The sequence below is a fragment of the Streptomyces sp. VRA16 Mangrove soil genome (assembly GCF_017377775.1).
Lineage (GTDB): Bacteria > Actinomycetota > Actinomycetes > Streptomycetales > Streptomycetaceae > Streptomyces.
Genome location: NZ_JAFVLN010000002.1, coordinates 775382 through 789894, shown reverse-complemented (window position 1 = coordinate 789894; position 14513 = coordinate 775382). Strand labels below are relative to the sequence as shown.

The 14513-nt window shown below is 73.3% G+C and carries 12 protein-coding genes; 7 read left to right on the top strand and 5 right to left on the bottom strand.

The annotated features are described in order from the left end of the window. Positions 1–51 precede the first annotated feature (51 nt). Both J3486_RS09280 and J3486_RS09275 read right to left on the bottom strand, forming a co-directional pair. A complete protein-coding gene (locus J3486_RS09280; protein WP_207819738.1) occupies positions 52–825 on the bottom strand; it encodes a polysaccharide deacetylase family protein in 774 nt (257 codons plus the stop codon). A gap of 98 nt (positions 826–923) precedes the next feature. Beyond that, positions 924–3983: a CIA30 family protein gene (locus J3486_RS09275; protein ID WP_207819668.1), complete on the bottom strand. Its 3060-nt coding sequence runs from the start codon at positions 3981–3983 to the stop codon at positions 924–926. A gap of 223 nt (positions 3984–4206) precedes the next feature. Between J3486_RS09275 and J3486_RS09270 the strand changes: the two genes are divergently transcribed. The 5 genes from J3486_RS09270 (at position 4207) to crcB (J3486_RS09250) (ending at position 8441) form a co-directional block, all read left to right on the top strand. Continuing rightward, positions 4207–5937, top strand: coding sequence for a hypothetical protein (locus J3486_RS09270; RefSeq protein ID WP_229377689.1), 1731 nt, complete (start codon positions 4207–4209; stop codon positions 5935–5937). Positions 5938–6120: 183 nt separating this feature from the next. Then, positions 6121–6813, top strand: coding sequence for a TetR/AcrR family transcriptional regulator (locus tag J3486_RS09265; RefSeq protein ID WP_207819667.1), 693 nt, complete (start codon positions 6121–6123; stop codon positions 6811–6813). 376 nt (positions 6814–7189) lie between these two features. Further along, complete coding sequence (crcB, locus tag J3486_RS09260) at positions 7190–7675, top strand: fluoride efflux transporter CrcB (RefSeq protein ID WP_207819666.1); 486 nt, start codon at positions 7190–7192, stop codon at positions 7673–7675. After that, the gene (locus tag J3486_RS09255; RefSeq protein WP_207819665.1) at positions 7672–8070 is read left to right on the top strand and encodes a DUF190 domain-containing protein; all 399 of its coding nucleotides are present in this window, start codon (positions 7672–7674) and stop codon (positions 8068–8070) included. The genes crcB (J3486_RS09260) and J3486_RS09255 overlap by 4 nt, the downstream gene beginning before the upstream one ends. Next, the gene (gene crcB, locus J3486_RS09250; protein ID WP_207819664.1) at positions 8067–8441 is read left to right on the top strand and encodes a fluoride efflux transporter CrcB; all 375 of its coding nucleotides are present in this window, start codon (positions 8067–8069) and stop codon (positions 8439–8441) included. Before J3486_RS09255 ends, crcB (J3486_RS09250) begins: the two co-directional genes overlap by 4 nt. A gap of 12 nt (positions 8442–8453) precedes the next feature. Here crcB (J3486_RS09250) and J3486_RS09245 read toward each other — a convergent pair whose 3' ends face one another. Continuing rightward, positions 8454–9194, bottom strand: coding sequence for a DUF4239 domain-containing protein (locus J3486_RS09245; protein ID WP_207819663.1), 741 nt, complete (start codon positions 9192–9194; stop codon positions 8454–8456). Between the two features lie 30 nt (positions 9195–9224). Continuing rightward, positions 9225–10511 carry a hypothetical protein gene (locus J3486_RS09240; RefSeq protein WP_207819662.1) on the bottom strand — a complete coding sequence of 429 codons (1287 nt, stop codon included), beginning with the start codon at positions 10509–10511 and terminating at the stop codon, positions 9225–9227. Between the two features lie 343 nt (positions 10512–10854). Between J3486_RS09240 and J3486_RS09235 the strand changes: the two genes are divergently transcribed. After that, positions 10855–12258: a hypothetical protein gene (locus J3486_RS09235; RefSeq protein ID WP_207819661.1), complete on the top strand. Its 1404-nt coding sequence runs from the start codon at positions 10855–10857 to the stop codon at positions 12256–12258. A gap of 34 nt (positions 12259–12292) precedes the next feature. After that, the gene (locus J3486_RS09230) at positions 12293–13759 is read left to right on the top strand and encodes a hypothetical protein (protein WP_207819660.1); all 1467 of its coding nucleotides are present in this window, start codon (positions 12293–12295) and stop codon (positions 13757–13759) included. A gap of 34 nt (positions 13760–13793) precedes the next feature. Here J3486_RS09230 and J3486_RS09225 read toward each other — a convergent pair whose 3' ends face one another. Continuing rightward, positions 13794–14513: a lysophospholipid acyltransferase family protein gene (locus tag J3486_RS09225; protein WP_207819659.1), complete on the bottom strand. Its 720-nt coding sequence runs from the start codon at positions 14511–14513 to the stop codon at positions 13794–13796.

Below are 14513 nucleotides of genomic sequence, written 5' to 3'. Positions count from 1 at the left end.
CTCACCATGGACAGAGCGAGGCGCCGAGTGGACATTCCCCGCGGCTCCGGGTCAGGGCTTGTAGATCTTGCCCGGCTCGGCCTTCCCGGGTGCGAGCAGCTGGGGGACCGTCACGAAGACGTAGCCCTTCGCCTTGAGCCGGTCGATGATGCCGGGCACCGCGGGCACGGTGTTCTTGTAGATGTCGTGCAGCAGGATGATCGAGTCCCGGTGCGTCTGCGAGACGGCCCGCTCGGTGATCGTCTTCGAGGGCGGCAGCGTGTAGTCCTTCGTCGTCACGTCCCACAGGACCTGCGCGAGCCCCTCCTCCTTGGCGAGCTTGCTGACGTGGTCGTTCGTGCGGCCCTGCGGCGGGCGCATCAGCGTGGGGCGCTTGCCGGTGAGCTTCTCCACCGCGTCGTCCACGCTGCGGAACTCCCGGCGGATCTCGGCGTCGTCGATGTCGGTGAGGATCTTGTGGTCCCAGGTGTGGCTGGCGAGTTCGTGGCCCTCGCGCGCCATGCGCTTGACCAGGTCCGGGTGGCTGGCGATGTGGTTCTTGCCGAGCAGGAAGAACGTCGCGGGGACCTTCTTCTCCTTGAGGATGTCGAGCAGCCGGGGGCTGTTCCGGCTCGGGCCCGCGTCGAAGGTGAGGGCGACGCACTTGGCCTTGCGGCAGTCGACCGTGCCGAACGCGGCGGCGGGCTTCGCGTCGTCGGCCGTCGCGGTACGGGCGCCGCTCGGCTTGGTCGTGTCGTACTTCGTACAGCCACTGAGACCGAGCAGCAGGGTTCCGGCGGCCGCGGCCACGGCGGCCGTCCGGAACCCCGCGTGCATTTTCATCATCTTCTTACGCGCAGCAGGCATGCCGCGCACTATACACATGGACTGTACACCGAGTGTATAGTCTTTTGACCTGCGGTTTTTATGTCGAGCGGCCTGATTTACAGGGCGCGGTAGGCGGTGATCAGCTGCGCGATCGCCCCCGCGTGGTCACCGCTGAGCGAGAGGTGATCGGCGTTCGCGAACGGTTTCGCCCACGCGGCGGAGACCTTCCCCGCCGCCTTCTCCTGGACGATCAGACGCGCCTTGTCGACGAGCGCGCGCCCGGCCTTCGCGTCGTGCACGTGCCGCGCCGCGAGCTCCAGCGCCCTGAGGGTGTGTTCGCCGCCGCCCGGCACCTTCGTCAGCGTCGTCAGCCCGTACCCGTACGGGAACTGCGGATCGTACGAGGCATCGCCCACGTTGATCGGCAGCTGGGACTCCGACTTCGGCCAGGTGACCGGGAGCTGACCCGTGAAGGGCTTCCTGCCGTAGAGCACGTCGGCGACTCCGTCGCCCTCGGTGCCCGGCAGCCAGGACGCCACCAGGGCGTCGATGTCGCCCAGTTGGCCGCCGATGAGCTGCGGCCGGCCCGAGACCACGAGCACCACGCACTTCATCGCGCCGCACACCTTGTCCACGGCGGCCCGGTCGGCGGCGGTCAGCGACAGGTCGTTGCCGTTGCCGACGTCACCGATGCCCTCGGCGTACGGGGTCTCGCCGACGACGACCACGCCCACGTCGTACCCGTCGGTCGACGCCGAGGCGTCCTTCGAGTACGCGATCGTGGTGTCCGGGGCCGCCTTCTTCATGGCCTGGAGGATCGTCGTGCCGTCCGTGATGTTCCCGGACGAGCCCTGCCAGGTGACGGTCCAGCCGCCGCTCTGGTTGCCGATGTCGTCGGCGTCGGACCCGGCCACGTACACCTTCTGCGACTTCTTCAGCGGCAGCACGTTCCCGTCGTTCTTCAGCAGCACCTGCGACTCGGCCGCGGCCTGCCGGGCGACCGAGCGGTGCGCGGAGCCGCCGATCTCGCCGGCGTTCGAGGTGTCCGCATACGGCTTCTCGAAGAGACCGAGCTTGAACTTCTCGGTGAGGATGCGGGAGACGGCGTCGTCGATCCGCTGCTCGCTCACCCGCCCGGCCTTCGCCTCCGTGACGAGGCCGTCGCGGAAGTCCTTGTACGCGTACGGGGCCATGACCATGTCGATGCCCGCGTTCACCGACGTGCGGATGTCGCTCGCGTAGTCGCCCGGGATCTGGTCGATGCCGTTGTAGTCACTGATGACGAACCCGTCGAAGCCGAGCCCGTCCTTCAACTCTCCATTGATCATCGGCCCGTTGGCGTGCATCTTCACCGGGCCCTCGCCGTCGCCGACGATGTCGAGCGAGGAGTACGACGGCATGACCGAGCCGATCCCGCGCTCGACCGCCTCCTTGAAGGGGGCCATGTGCACCGACTCCAGCTCCTGCTTCGTCACCGTCGTGACGCCCTGGTCGATGGTGTACGTGCCGGTGGTCGACGAGCCGTACGCCGTGCCGCCGTCGCCCACGAAGTGCTTGGCGGTGGCGAGCACCTTGTCGTCGCGGTCCAGGTCGCTGCCGTCGGCGCGGCCCTGGAAGCCCTGGATCATCGTCTCCATCGACTTCACGAGCGCCGGGTCCTCGCCGAACGACTCGTAGGAGCGGCCCCAGCGCTCGTCGCGCGAGACGCACAGACACGGGGCGAAGTCCCACGGGACACCGGTCGCGCGCACCTCGGACGCGGTCACCGCCCCCGCCTTCTCGGCGAGCCCGGGATCGCGGGTCGCGCCCATGCCGATGTTGTGCGGCAGGATGGTCGCGCCGACGAGGTTGTTGTGGCCGTGCACCGCGTCCACGCCGTAGATCAGCGGGATCTGGAAGCGGGTGGCCCGCGTGCGCAGCTGGAAGCCGTCGATCATCTTCGCCCAGGCCGCCGCGGTGTTCGGCGTCGGCGTCGAACCGCCGCCGGAGAGCAGCGACCCCAGGTCGTACGAGGTCACGTCCGCGCCCGCACCCACACCGCCGCGCTCGGCCTGCGTCATCTGACCGGCCTTCTCCGCGAGCGACATCCGGGAGACGAGGTCGGCGACCCGCTTCTTCACCGGCAGCTTCGCGTCGAGGTAGGGGAGGCCGTGCGCGTCGACGACGACCTGCGGGGTCTCCGCGGGCGCCTTCGCGCCGGTCACCGTCAGCTTCAGCGGGATCGTCTCGGCGGTCTCCGCCTTCTCGCCGTCCCTGGCGGTCGCGACGGTGACGGTCTTCGAGGCGCCCGACGCGGTGCCGGCCGGGAAGGTGACCGTGCCGCTGACCGGGGTGTAGTCCGTGCCGGCCGTCGCCGTGCCGCCCTCGGTGGCGTACGTGACGGTGACGTCGTCGGAGACCGGGACGTTGCCGGTGGTCGTCACCGACAGCTTCACCTTCGCCGAGCCGCCCTCCTTCACCGGGTACACGGCGGCGTCCGTCGTCACCTGCGCCCGCAGCGCCGGATCGGCCTTGCCGTACAACTCGACGTCGTCCATGGCGAACCCGGACTTCGAGCCGACGGGGAGCGTGACGGCGTAGCCCCACATCTTGTCGAGCCCCAGGACGTGGTCGATGCCGCCGACGGGCTGGTAGTCGGTGCGGTACGCGAACTGCGTGAACGGCAGCTCGACCTGCTTCCACCCCGAGAAGTCGTCAGTGAACGAGGTGTTCCACAGCTCGGACGCCTCGCCGTGCGCGCCGCCGTCCTTGATCTCGAACGTCAGCTTGCGGCCGGAGCCGTCCCCGTACCACCAGAACCGGATGCCCTTGTGCGCCGACCAGTCGTGGGCCGGCTGATCGGCCGCGTAGTCATGGCTGAAGCCGCCGTAGCCGCTGATGTCGTACGAGCCTTCGAGGACCTTGGCGCCCTCGGGCGCGTCCGCGCGTTCCTTCAGCTCCAGCTTCGGGTTGTCGTCCGCGTCGCCGCCCCAGGTGAAGAGGCCCTCGGCAGGCTGCGAGGCGAACGGCACCTCGCCCTCGAAGCGGTCGACCGGCACGGGCGCCGGGTCGTCGGCGGACGCGGCCGGTCCCGCGGTGGTCAGGGGCAGCAGTCCGGCGGCGAGCGCGGAGACGGCCAGTAAGGCGGCGCGCCTTCTCCGTCCGGTGCCCCCGCTGGTGTGTCTGTGGTGACGCAACGTTCCCTCCCGATGGTCCCGTGACCGGTGATGGTGGAGCGGTGCTTCGTGCCCGAGCGTCTTAATTCAAGGGTTGAGTTAAAGGGGGTCGAGTGAGGCCGTCAAGAGTTCGGGACGTAAAGGCAGTTGGGGGCGGTCGGCGGGGCATGACCGATTGACAGGTCCGCCGTTCCGCCCGGATCGTGGCAAAGGGACTGTGACACCTGACGGTTGGGGGACCGCGATGAGGTGGCCGGGGGACGCGTCCGACGGCACGGGGCCGGGAAGCGGCGGCGACGGGGGAGGCGGTGAGAGCGGCGGGTTCGGGCCGCCCCCGCAGATGCCGCCCGAGGGCGGGCGGCACGAGCTGCCGCCGATGCCGCCCGGACCGCCGCCGGGCTACGGATATCCGCCCCAACAACCCTCCAACACACCGGAGTTGGGACCGCCGTACGCACCGCCACCTCCGCCAAAGGCGCCCCCGGGACCGGCCGACCCGGCCCGCGCGGCCGCCACCGGACTCCTCAACCTCTCGGGCCTCGGCCTCGGTTACGCCTTCCTGCGCCGCCGGCTGCTCACCGTGCTCTGCCTCGGCGCGAGCGCCGGGCTGCTGATCGTCGCCCTGCCCGCCGACGCCGACGGAGTGCCGCGCTGGGCGGTCGTCGGCTACCTCGCCGTGCTGCTGATCGCGGCCGCGGACGGCGCCCGCCGGGGCCTGCGCGCACCCGCGACCGCCGCACGGATCAGGCCCGCCCTTGCCGTCGTCCTCGGCGTGGTGCTGCTCGCCGTGCCCGCCGGGGGCGTGCTCGTCTACGACAGCCTGCGCGACGACGCCGTGGAGAAGATGCTCCTCGACCGCCTCGACCGCACCGACGCCCTCGTCAAGAAGGCGTCGGCCCAGGACTTCGCGCAGTCCCGGGGCGACTACCGCACCGCCCTCGACGGCTACCACGACCTCACCGAGAACCACCCCGGCTCCCGGGCCGCCCACCGCGTGCACGACAGCCTCGACGCCTACTACAAGGCCGTCGCCGCGCCGTACGCCGAGCACGACGACTGTGCGGCGGTCGCGCCCCTCGCATACCTGCGGGACGTCCCCAAGACCATCGACCGCGAGGTCCTCGGCTCGCTCGCCACCTGGCCCGACGACCGGCTCGCCACCTCCCTCCTGGGGTGCGGCACCGGCAAACTCGGCTCCGGCGAGGGCGACGGCCAGGGCGGCGAACTCGGCCAACTCCTGCGCACGTTCCCGAAGTCGGACCAGGCCGCGAAGGTCGAACCCGCCGTGCGCGACGCCGTCGACCGGCGCGCCGGTGAGCTGGGCGGCGCCGAACCCTGCCGCGCCACCGACGAACTGCGGCGCATCGGCGACACCGCGAAGGAGCTGCCCGCCCCCGCCCCCGAGCATCTGCGCGGCGACGTCGACACGGCCGTCGAGGACGGCGTGTACGCCTGCGGCATCGACCAGTTCAGGGACAAGAAGTTCGCCGAGTCACGCAAGACGCTGGCCGGCTTCGCGGGCACGTACAAGAGCGACGAACGGCGCGCCCGCGCCCGGCAGGTCGCCATCGCCGCCGAGATCGCGGAGCAACGCCCGTCCGCAGGCGCCCACTTGCCGCCCGCGCACGCCCCCGGAGGCACCCGGATGGAGCTGGTGATCAGCAACGACGGGCCCGACCCGGTCGAGGTCCTCTACACCGGTCCCGTCACCGGGCGCGTCACCATCGCCGCCTGCGGCTCCTGCAAGGCGTATCCGAGCGAGGCGGCCGGAGCCGGCCAGGCCTGCAAGGCGAGCGGCAAGAAGTACCCGAAGAAGACGCTCCGGCTGCCCGCGGGCACCTACCACTTCCTGCACAAGCCGGGCGGCGACAACGCGACGGCGACCAGCCGCGCCGCGGGCGGCACCGTCCAGCCCGGATACAGCTACACCCAGTGCAGTTACGTGGTGAGCAGTGGGGGAGGCGAGAACCTGTGACGGCGGTCCGCGCGGCAGAACGACCGGAATCGGCCGTGGGCGCGGCACGTCTGTGCCGGACGTCGCCCCGTGCGCGCCACGCCGCACGGGCGGCTCGCGAGGGCGGCCCGGACGCGCGTCTTTCGGCCGGTCGACTCATGACAGCGGACCGGACTTTGACCACACGTCAGACGGTGTGATGCCATGCGGACCGCACAGCGCAAGGCCTTCGAGGTGGCGGAGCGTGAGCGGCTGCTGCTGCGCACCGCCCTCGACGTGATCGCCCGGGACGGACTGCACCAGCTCACCCTCGGACGGCTCGCCCAGGAGGCCGGCTACTCCAAAGGCACCGTCTACAACCACTTCACGTGTCGCGAGGACCTCCTCGTGGAACTGGCGACGGAGAGCACCCGCCGCCAGTCCCGCACCTTCCAGGCCGTCGCCGACCTGCCCTGGAGCGGGGTGCGGGCACTGTACGGGCTCGCGTTCGCGGCGATGCGGCACGCCGAGACCCAGCCCGCGCTCTTCGAGTCCAGCGTCACCGCGCTGACCGACGCCGTCGCCGCGGCCGCCAGCGGGGAGCGCCTGGAGCGGCGCTTCCTGGTCGACGGGCAGATCGCGCAGATCGTCGCCTCCGTCGCCCGGCGCACCCTGCGCGAGGGCGACTTCAGCCATCCGACCCTGCCCGCCGAGGTGGCCGCCGACGCCCTGCGCTCGGCCGTCCTCGGGTACGCGGTCACCCATCTGCTGTCCCGCCGCTTCCAGTGGGGCGACGCCCGGGCCCGCGACAGCCGTCCGGCCGTCACGTCCGCACTCGTGCACGGGCTCGGGTGGCCGCGCCTGGGCGCCGCGGAACTGGCCGAGGTGCAGCGGGCCGTCGAGGAACTGATCCCCTGAAACCGGCTACGCACAGTGACGCGGGCGACGGCCCGTGCAGCCCGCATCTTCCGTGCTTCATCCATGATCGCCCCCGACTGTGAACCCGCTGTCGGTTTTTGACGAACGGTCATAGAGTCACAGCTTTCCGGCACGGGGGACGGGGCGTGATCGACCATGGGCCGTTGGGGCGGGGGAAGCGTGGGGCGCGGGGTACCGGGCGCGGCGGGGCCCGGCGCACGGGACATCGGACAGGGCTGGCGGCGCCCCGACCGGCGCCCGCGCCCGCCCCGCCGCGGTGGGACGACGCCCCGGCCGGCGCCCCCGCGCAAGGACACGGGCGAGGGGGCGGGATAGGCTCGTCCGGCCCCCGCTCGTGAAGAAGGCCCGCACGTACATGCTCGACGAACCCGTAGAGACGGCCCCGGCCGCGGCGGCCCGCCCCGCCGCGCGCCGTCGTGAGCAGTGGCGGGGCCAGGCACCGGTGATCGCGGCCGTCTCGGTGGGCGGCGCGGCCGGCGCGTCGGCGCGCTACGGCGCCGCGCTCCTGTGGCCCACCGCACCCGGCGCCTTCCCGTGGACGACCCTGTGCGTCAACGCGGTGGGCTGCGCCGTCATAGGCGTCTTCATGGTCGTCATCACGGAGGTGTGGGCGGCCCACCATCTGGTCCGCCCGTTCTTCGGCACCGGCGTCCTCGGCGGCTTCACCACCTTCTCGACGTACGCCGTGGACATCAGGACACTGACCGACGGCGGGCACGCCCGCACCGCGCTCGGCTATCTCGCGCTGACCGTGTGCGTGGCCCTCGCGGCCGTCTGGACGGCGGCGCGCCTGACCCGCCGTGTCATCGAACGCCGCAGCAGCCGAGGGAGGCAGCGATGAGCACACGAGAGAGCCGCCGGCTCACCGGATCGGCCCTGCGCGTCACCGTCTTCATCGGCGAGAACGACACCTGGCAGCACAAACCGCTGTACGCGGAGATCGTGCGCCGCGCCCACCGCGCGGGCCTTGCCGGCGCCTCCGTCTTCCGCGGCATCGAGGGCTTCGGCGCGACCTCGCTGATCCACACCCACCGGCTCCTGTCGCTCAGCGAGGATCTGCCGGTGGCGATCGTGATCGTCGACGAGGAGGAGCGCGTACGGGCGTTCCTGCCGCAGCTCGACGAACTGGTCACCGAGGGCCTGGTGATCCTCGACGACTGCGAGGTCATCCGGTACGTGGGACGGGACAAGGCAGACCGGGCCGACCGGGCGGACCAGGGGGACGCCGAGGCGTGAACTGGCTTCTTGTGATCGCGGGCGCCATGGTCGGCGCCCCGCTGCGCTATCTCACCGACCGCACGGTGCAGGCGCGCCACGACTCGGTCTTCCCCTGGGGCACGTTCGCGGTGAACGTCGTCGGCTCCCTGATCCTCGGCCTGGTCACCGGTGCGGTCGCGGCGGGCGCGGCCTCCTCGCAGGTCCAGCTGCTGCTCGGCACCGGTCTGTGCGGCGCGCTGACGACGTACTCGACGTTCTCGTACGAGACCCTGCGGCTCGCGGAGACGGGCGCCCGCTTCTACGCGGCGGTCAACGTGCTCGGCACGGTGGCGGCGGGCCTGGGATCCGCGTTCGTCGGCGCGGCCCTCGCGCAGGCGCTGTGGGGCTGACGGGCCCGCCGGTCAGAAGTACCGCGTGAACGCGTCGGGTCCGACGGCGAACATGCCGCTGAACGGCGTGTTCAGCTGGTAGATCAGCAGCACCGTGAACGTGATCAGCGCGGACAGGCCCATCACCATCACCACGTGCGTGAAGCTCCGCGTCACGCCGAACATGAACATGAAGGCCACCGTGAGGAACCCGCCCACGATCAGGCCGAACCAGATCACCGGCGAGAGCCGCTCCCCGGCGTCCGTCTCCCGCCCGCGCCGCGCCTCGTCGAGCGTGCTCAGCTGCGCCAGCGTCTCCTGCACGGTGGCCTGCTGGGCGGGCGTCGCGTCGTCGGGCACCTGGGCCGTCGACCGCACCCGGTCCAGCAGCTGCCAGCCCGCCTGGTCGGGCCCGGACCCGGCGGACAGCGCGGGCCATTCGGTGTCGACGACATGGCGTACGTACGTCTCGACGCCCGCGCGCATCCGCTCGGCCTGCACGGCGGGCAGGCCCGCCGCGAGCAGATGGATCTGGTGCGCGGCGCCGGCCTCGGACGCCACGTGGTCGTCGGCGCTGGAGTGGGTGTCCCACACCGAGACGAGGGCGAGGCCGAGCACGAGCGCGTAGAGCACGCCGACCATCATCGAGATGTACTCGGCGACGTCCTCCCGCGGTTCGTCGTCCGGGCCCAGTGGCCAGTAGCGGTGCTTGAGCAGGACGATCGCGGCGGCGAGCAGCGCGACGCCCAGGACGATGGCGAGGCTTTCGATCATCGGGGGTCCCGGTCCGGTGTGGTGGGGCGGTCAGTTTCTGCGGGAGCCGAGCAGGACCGCCGCGAGGGCGGCCGGCAGCAGTACGAGGAACAGCGCGGTCAGCAGCCCCAGGCCGGTCGGCGTGTGGTCCTGCCGGACGAAGCGGCGGAGCAAGGAGCCCTGGGGGCGGGCCTGTTGCCGGCGGGCGGCGGGCGGCCGGGGCACGGCCGGGGCCCGCGGCCGCTGAACGGCGTCCGGCGGCGCGACACCCGGCGGCGCGATGCCCGGTGCCGCGATGCCCGGCGGCGGCGGGACGGCGGCCAGTAGCGCGGCGGCGGGCGGGACGGGGCCCGGGGGCACCGGCGGCACGTCCGCCGGCACGTCCGCCGGTTCGTCCAGCGCCTCGGGCGGCACGTCGAACGCGCCGGGCGGCACCGGCGCCACCACCGCGGGCGACGGCCGGGACGGCTGGGGCGGCCGGGGCGAGGGGGGAGTGGTGTGGTGCGTCGGCCCGGGCAGGGTGAAGCGCGCCGAGGCGTCGGCCGTCAGCCGCGGCGGCGCGAGCCGACCGCCCCGGGGACCGAGCGTGCGCAGCCCGTCGGTGCCCTCGGCGCGGCCCCGGCCGGTGTAGGTGCCGGGCGCGCGCCGCACCTCGGCGGCGCACACGGCCGTCGCCCCCGGCGCGATCCGGGCCACGACCGGCGACCCGCCCGCACAGGCGATCCGGGCCGGGGTGAGCGCCGCGTCACCGACCCGGACCCGCAGGACGTCCCGGTTGCCGGTGTTGGTGACGGCGTACCGGACCACGGCGCGGCCGGGCCCCGTCACCCGCGCGGTCTGGACGAGGGCCAGCGCGGCGCCCACCCCCGCGTACCCGGAGCGCGCGCTCGCCCGCACGGTGGCCCGCAGATACGGCTGCCGTCCGGCGGCCGTCGCCTCGCCGACCCACGTGCCGGGGCGGGCCCGGCCGGTCGCCGTGCAGCGCGCCGAACGCAGCCCCGTCAGGCGCGGCACCCGGTCGCCCCCGCCGGCGCAGCGGATCCGGGCGCCCGGCAGCGCGGGGTCCCGGACGCGGATCGCGTAGAGGTCGGCGCCGCTCCGGTTGGTCAGCCGGTACGTCTTCACGACGACGCCGCCGGTGCGGATCCCGGGGCGCAGCGCGCCGAGCCCCGGGCGGGTGTTGACCGTGACATCGAGGGCGAGCCCGCGCGTCCCCGAGCCGTCGGCGGACGTCGGGGCCACCGAGGACCAGCAGACGGCGCAGAGCAGCAGGCCCAGCAGGATGCCGCGGGCCGGTGCGCGGCCCGTACGGATACGGCCAGGTCGTCCGATGATCACTCCGGAGATGCTGGTCGCGGGCCGCGGCACCCGGCGGCCTGGCACGCGTACACGCTGCGTGATTCACCCGACCGGCCGCCATGATCCTGCCGCACGGCGCCGGCCCGGTTGTACTGCTGGGGGTGGCGGGGTGCGCGGCACGGACCGTGTCGACACGTACCGGCACGTACCGGCACGTACCGGCACGTAACGGGACGTGCCTGGGTGCCCCGGAACCGCTCCGGAACCGCTCCGGCATCGCTTCGGAACCGCTCCGGCATCGTTCCGGAACCGCTCCGGCATCGCTCCGGACCTTCCGCGGTGGACAGCTCCACGCACTACGCACAGGGACGAGGTGGCCGTCATGGCAGCCCCGACAACCGACGTCGCCGTCGAGCCGACGGCGCCCGCGCGACCGGCCGAAGGGACCGACCCCGCGCTGCTGATCGAGGCCTCCGTGCTGCTCGCCGACGCGGCGCTCGCGGCCCGCAGGACCGGCGCCGAACTGACCGCGGCCTGGGCCAGCTGGCGGGTCGGGCTGCAGGCGGTGCGCCGGCCCGGCTGGGCGTTCGGCACCGCCGTGTCGGCGGCCCGCGCGCTGACCGACCCGGCGGGCCTGGGCCTCGCCGTCAACGGCGGCCTCGTCGGCGAGACCGTCCGCTCCGTGGGCGCCATGGCGCGGCGCAGGCCGGCCGCCGTGGCGATGGCGGTCGACGCGTTCGCGCTGCGCATCGAGGCCGCGGCCCGCGCCCACCCCAATCTGGCCGCGCCGCTCGCCAAGCGGTTCACCGACGCCGTCGTCGCGGGCCGCAGGGTCGAAGCGCTGCGCGCCGTGCGGGAGCTGACCGATCTGCTCGGCGTCACCCGCACCCTCACCACCGTCAGCCCCGTACTCATGGAACTGCTCGCGCTGAACGGGCTGCTCGACGAGAACCCCACCAACGACGGCTTCGCCTGGGTCACGCTGGCCGGCGGCGTGCCCACCACCGATCCCTTCGTCGGCCTGCCCGCCGGGTTCATCCGGCACCTCAACCCGGGCCGCGGCAGCGCCGAGCGCGCCGAGCCCGACCCGCTCCTGGAGCGGGTGCTCACCCGCTCCGGCAACGACATCGTGCGCTACATCGACGACATCTCCGCCCTCGGCAACCACGGCCTCGCCCTGCTGCGCCGCATCGCCTGCGCCGACGGCACCGAGCGGTACGCCGTGCTGCTGCCGGGCACCAGCTTCGGCCGGCTCAGCAACAGCACACCGCAGGACGTCGTCGGCGCGTTCGACGGGTGCCTGCGCACCGACACCACCTACACCCGGTCCGTGCGGCAGATGCTGCTGCGCGCGGGCGTGCCCGAGGGCGCCGAGGTGATGATCGTCGGACACAGTCTCGGCGGCATCACCGCCATCAACCTCGCCTGCGACCTGGACTTCGTGTCGACGTACCGGCTCACCCACGTGATCACCGTCGGCTCGCCCATCGACAACAAACGCCCCGCCGACCCCACGACCCAGGTCGTCAGCCTCGTCAACGAGCACGACGTCATCCCGGGCCTCGACGGACGCGGGCCCGCATCGGCCAACGACATTCCCGAGAGCTGGATCGAGCTGGCCTGGACCGACGAGACGTACGACTACCCGCTCTCGCACGCCCCGCAGGCCTACGCCGACAGCCTGAGCGACAGCCAGAGCGCGTACCGCGACCGCGTCAACGCGCTCATCACGGCCTACGAGGGCGAGATCGTCGCCAACCAGCCCTACCAGCTGCGCGACAAGTGACCATTCCCCCGAGCGAGTTGTACGGAGTACGGCCATGAATGCCAGCGACACCACGACGACCGCGACCGCGGTCACCGACGCCCGGCCCGCGACCGCGTGGCCGCTGGAGAGCGTCCTCGTCAGCGCCGCCCTCGCCGCCCGGCGCACGCCCTGGATCGACGCTCCGGCGCGCGCCCTGGGGCTCAGGCCCTTCACGCGGCAGGAGCTCACCCGGCAGATCCTCGCGCAGGTGCGGCGCACCGCCTCCGGGCGGCCGACCCGGCTGCGCACCGCGTTCGGCACCTTCCTGATGCCGCTGGACCACGACGACGCGACCGCCCTGATCGCCGCCGCCGACGAGGCCGGCGCCCTGGGCGAGGTCACCGCGCTGACCGATCAGGGCGGCCGGCTGCGGCTGGCGCCGCACGCCCGACTCCCGGTGTCCGTCGAGTCGTTGGACGGCCGCGTGCGCCACGCCGCCGACGCGGAGGCGGCCGGGCTGCTCGCGGCCCGGCGGGGCGACGCCACCCTCGACCGGGCCGACTGGTGCGCCGCCGCCCGCCGGCTCGCCCGGCGCGTGGTGCTCGGCGACGCGGCCGCCGCCGACACCCTCGTCAGCGACATCCTCGACGCCACCGCCCGCGCCGCCGACGACGCCGAACTCGCCGCGCGCCAGGCCGCGTTGAGCCGCCGGATCGCCCCGTACATCGCGTCCCTCCCGGTCACGGAGACGGTCGTCGTGCACGCTCTGGAGACCGTCACCCGCGCCCTCACCGACACGGCGGCGCAGGCCCTGGCCCTGCTGGCCTGCGGACCCGGCACCGAGAGCACCGAGAGCCCCGAGAGCACGGACAGTACCGGGAGCACGGACAGTACCGGGAGCGCCGAGAGCTGTGTGGCCACGGCGCTGCGCCGCTATCCGCCGCTGCCCGCCACCGTCCACCGGGTGCGGGCCCCCTTCGTCCTGGACGGCATGACCGTCGAGGCCGGGACCGAGATCCTGTGCGCCACCGCCTGGTTGCGCGACCTCGACGGCGGGGACGTGTTCGGCGACGCGGGCGAAGACCCGGCGGCGTCGCTGTGCGCCGCGCCGCAGACCTGCGCCGTGGCCCGGCTCGCCGCCCGCGCCGCGACCGAGTTCGTCCGCGCCCTGACCCGGGACACCACGCCGCTGCTGCTCGAACCGCGCCTCGACCCCGACGCGCCGCCCGCCGAACTGCCCCCGGGATCCCTGCGCCTCGCGCTCGCCAACACCGGCGCCGACACGCACGTACCGGACGACTCGAACGTGCAGCAGGCACCCCCGGCCGGGCGGAGCGCCGCCCACTACGCCGGGCTCGCCGCCGCCTCCGCGCGGCGCCTGGAGGAGCACGGGCGCAGGCTCGCCGAGTTCGCCCGGCAGCCCGGCTTCAACCACGACGCCTTCGGCGAGCGGTGCCGGATGACCCTGCTCGCCCATGCGGAGCGGTGCGCGCGGGCCGCCGCCGACGCGCGCCGGGCGGCGGACTGGCTCGCCGGCTGACGTGTCGGCTGCCCCGTCGGCCGCCTCGTCGGCGTCACCAGAACGGCGTCGTACGGCGCTCCCGGTCCCGGTCGACCATGCCCTGCACCGTGAACCAGACCTCGTCGCACAGCCGTCGCGTCGCCGCCGACCGCTCGGCGAACGAGGCGGTGCGGGCCGCGGCCGGGGCGTGGATCGGCTCGCCGACGCTGATGTACCACTTGGCGGGCAGCGGCACCGGAGTGGTCACGGGGAAGTACGGCAGCCCGAACCGGCGGGCGAGCGCCCCGATCTCACCGAGCTTCGGATACGTCTCCTCGGCCCCCACGATCGACACCGGCACCACCGGCGCCCCCGTGAGCACCGCCGTTGTCGCGAACCCGGGGCCGAAGGGCCGCAGCCGGTACCGCTGCGAGAAGTCCTTGCCGACCCCGGCGAACCCCTCGGGGAACAGGGCGACGAGCTCGCCCGCGGCAAGCAGGTCGCGGCCCAGCGTCGGATCGTCGGTGACGACGCCGTGGTCCCGGGCGTACGCGGCGAGCACCGGCGTCCGCAGCACGAGTTCGGACGCGTAGACCCGCACCGGGCGACCCAGCTGTCGCAGCAGCACCTTGTGCAGCACGAACCCGTCCAGGCCCCAGGCGCCGGAGTGATTGGCCGCGAGGAGCGCGGGGCCGGTCCGCGGGATGTGCTCGGTTCCGGACACCTCCACACGGAAGTAGTCGTCGGCCAGCAGCCCGAGCAGTGTGTCGGCCAGGTCGGATTCCCATGTCAC

Excerpts from the sequence above, each read along its gene's own strand:
- J3486_RS09265 (WP_207819667.1), top strand. The coding sequence starts at position 6,121 with ATGCGGACCGCACAGCGCAAGGCCTTCGAGGTGGCGGAGCGTGAGCGG.
- J3486_RS09230 (WP_207819660.1), top strand. The coding sequence starts at position 12,293 with ATGAATGCCAGCGACACCACGACGACCGCGACCGCGGTCACCGACGCC.
- J3486_RS09235 (WP_207819661.1), top strand. The coding sequence starts at position 10,855 with ATGGCAGCCCCGACAACCGACGTCGCCGTCGAGCCGACGGCGCCCGCG.
- J3486_RS09270 (WP_229377689.1), top strand. The coding sequence starts at position 4,207 with ATGAGGTGGCCGGGGGACGCGTCCGACGGCACGGGGCCGGGAAGCGGC.
- J3486_RS09280 (WP_207819738.1), bottom strand. The coding sequence starts at position 825 with ATGATGAAAATGCACGCGGGGTTCCGGACGGCCGCCGTGGCCGCGGCC.
- crcB (WP_207819666.1), top strand. The coding sequence starts at position 7,190 with ATGCTCGACGAACCCGTAGAGACGGCCCCGGCCGCGGCGGCCCGCCCC.
- J3486_RS09245 (WP_207819663.1), bottom strand. The coding sequence starts at position 9,194 with ATGATCGAAAGCCTCGCCATCGTCCTGGGCGTCGCGCTGCTCGCCGCC.
- J3486_RS09255 (WP_207819665.1), top strand. The coding sequence starts at position 7,672 with ATGAGCACACGAGAGAGCCGCCGGCTCACCGGATCGGCCCTGCGCGTC.